General features: G+C 45.7%; 1 protein-coding gene. It reads right to left on the reverse strand.

Annotated elements, in window-relative coordinates; genetic code table 11:
* Positions 1 to 103: 103 nt before the first annotated feature.
* Positions 104 to 1,789 (reverse strand): dynamin family protein, encoded by a 1,686-nt coding sequence (locus QUB61_RS39080; protein WP_333134893.1) that lies wholly within the window; start codon positions 1,787 to 1,789, stop codon positions 104 to 106.
* Positions 1,790 to 2,002 lie beyond the last annotated feature (213 nt).

A 2,002-nucleotide genomic window follows, 5' to 3' on the forward strand; every position in this document is an offset into this window, starting at 1 on the left:
AGACCTCTTGCAAAAGTCCTTTTCCTCAATTGATGGGACGGGCAAGATGCCCATCCCACAAGAAAAAATAATTCTTGTGGGATGGGCATCTTGCCCGTCCTAATTATTTTTGCAAGAGGTCTACAGATTTGGTGATTTGAAGGCATGATTCGATATTTTCTAACAAATTATTGATTAACTGTATCTGATATTGCTGGATGTTCGTCTGTAGCGGCTCTTTGCTGTCTTGAAAACAGATTACTTTTTCGGCGATTTCCTTGTAGTGTTGCAGCATGGAAAAAGTATCGGTGCTGAAGCGAGCGAGATAGTTTTTAGCAGCCTCGCTGCAAATTTCCGTTACTTGATTTAGATAAGCTTCTGACGATTCAGGCGGCTTTTCATACGCAGTTCTTTTATTCAAAATATAGCTAGCACCGCCGACTACTGCTGCTCCCACAGGCCCGCCCAACAGCCAACCTAAGCCGGTTGCGATCGCCACTGGAGTCACTTCGCCCTGGTTCGACTTTTGAGCTGGAGGTGGTGGCGGCTCCGGTAAGCTGACTTGTGGGGATGGAGGAAACGAAATCAAAAGTGCGATCGGCTGTTCTTTGTCAAAGAATTCGCAAGCTTTATTTACCCATTCTGCGATCGTTTGCTGCTGCTGCAACACCTCTCGCTGAAATTTTAGGTTCCACGCGTCAAAACTTCCTTCCTGAAGCGACAGCGCCATTTCCGATTGATACCGCTGCAAAAGTGTCGGCTGGTAAAGCCACATCTCGAAATCGGAAACGCTGGCGTGAAAGCCTTTAGATATCAATTTTTCGGCTTTTTGTTTAATTTCAATTTTGTCTTTGTGCTTTTTTTGAGCTGCGGCTATTTCTGCAGCGACAGTTTCAGCTTTGGCTCGGAGAGATTGGCAAATTTTAGTAGCTATAGCTTCTATTCTGGGCAACTTAACTGCTAGTTGTTCCTGTTGAGCTGCCACAATACTTTGCAAAGCCGATTCAAAGGTGGCAATTCCTGTAGTTTGGGCGGCCGCCACATCTCCTTTCAGCCTAGCCCTCAAAGCCGGCAAAGCATCGACGCGGTAGATATTGCTGATATTGTTCGGCAAGTTCGACCGAAAACTTTCGGCAACAAACAACAACCGATTGTATACTTTTTTTTGCTCGTCGGGTTCGAGTAGATTGAGAAAATTGGCAACAAAGAGTACAGTGTTGATGTTGCGATCGCTCAACCAATCTCTCAAGTTCTCCCGTTCCCCTAAAGTCATCAATTTGCGAGCATCTAAAACCTGCACAACCAAATCAGCCGTTAGCAATTTATCCCGAACCAAATTATCCTGTTCTTCCCGATCGTTGGTTCCCGGCAAATCCAGCAATTCCACACCCGTTTTCAGGAATGGATGGGGACAGTAAACATTAACGGCGGCCACATCATCCCGCATTTGTCTGGCGTCGTCAAGGATGGCGTAGCGTTTCAAAACATCAGTCCCCGGTTCGCTAACTTCCGTGCCGTCTTTCAGGGTTATTTTTGCGCGCAATTCCTCGCCGTAGTTGACATAAATGGCAGCACCTGTAGTGGGCACTAGGTCGATCGGCAAAGCACGATTTCCAAGCATTGCATTGAGCAAAGTTGACTTGCCGTAATTAAACGGGCCAAAGACAGCAATTTGAAAAGTTGGTTTGGCGAGATAGTCGCAGATTGAGGTTGTATCTCGATAAAGTTGGGAGTTTTTGTCGAGTTCGAGAATACCCAGTGCTGACTTGAGATTGTCGGTCAGGTTTTGATAAGTTTCTGGTTGTTGCATATTTAAGATTACCTCATTGTTGGGAAGGTGATAATTCCAGAACTTACGCAGAACCTAATTATCAGTCCTGGACGCCAGTGTCACGATTAGGATCGCGAATTAAATAACTTACAATTTTAATTGTGATTGTGGGATGGGCGTCCCGCCCGTCTTTTTTGGACGGGCGGGACGCCCATCCCACAAACTTGTGGAAGTTATTTAATTCTCATTCCT

Origin of the sequence: Microcoleus sp. C2D2, from assembly GCF_036702495.1 — a bacterium.
Classification (GTDB): domain Bacteria; phylum Cyanobacteriota; class Cyanobacteriia; order Cyanobacteriales; family Microcoleaceae; genus Microcoleus.

Coding starts and splice junctions, on each gene's coding strand:
- QUB61_RS39080 (WP_333134893.1), bottom strand. CDS start 1,789: ATGCAACAACCAGAAACTTATCAAAACCTGACCGACAATCTCAAGTCA.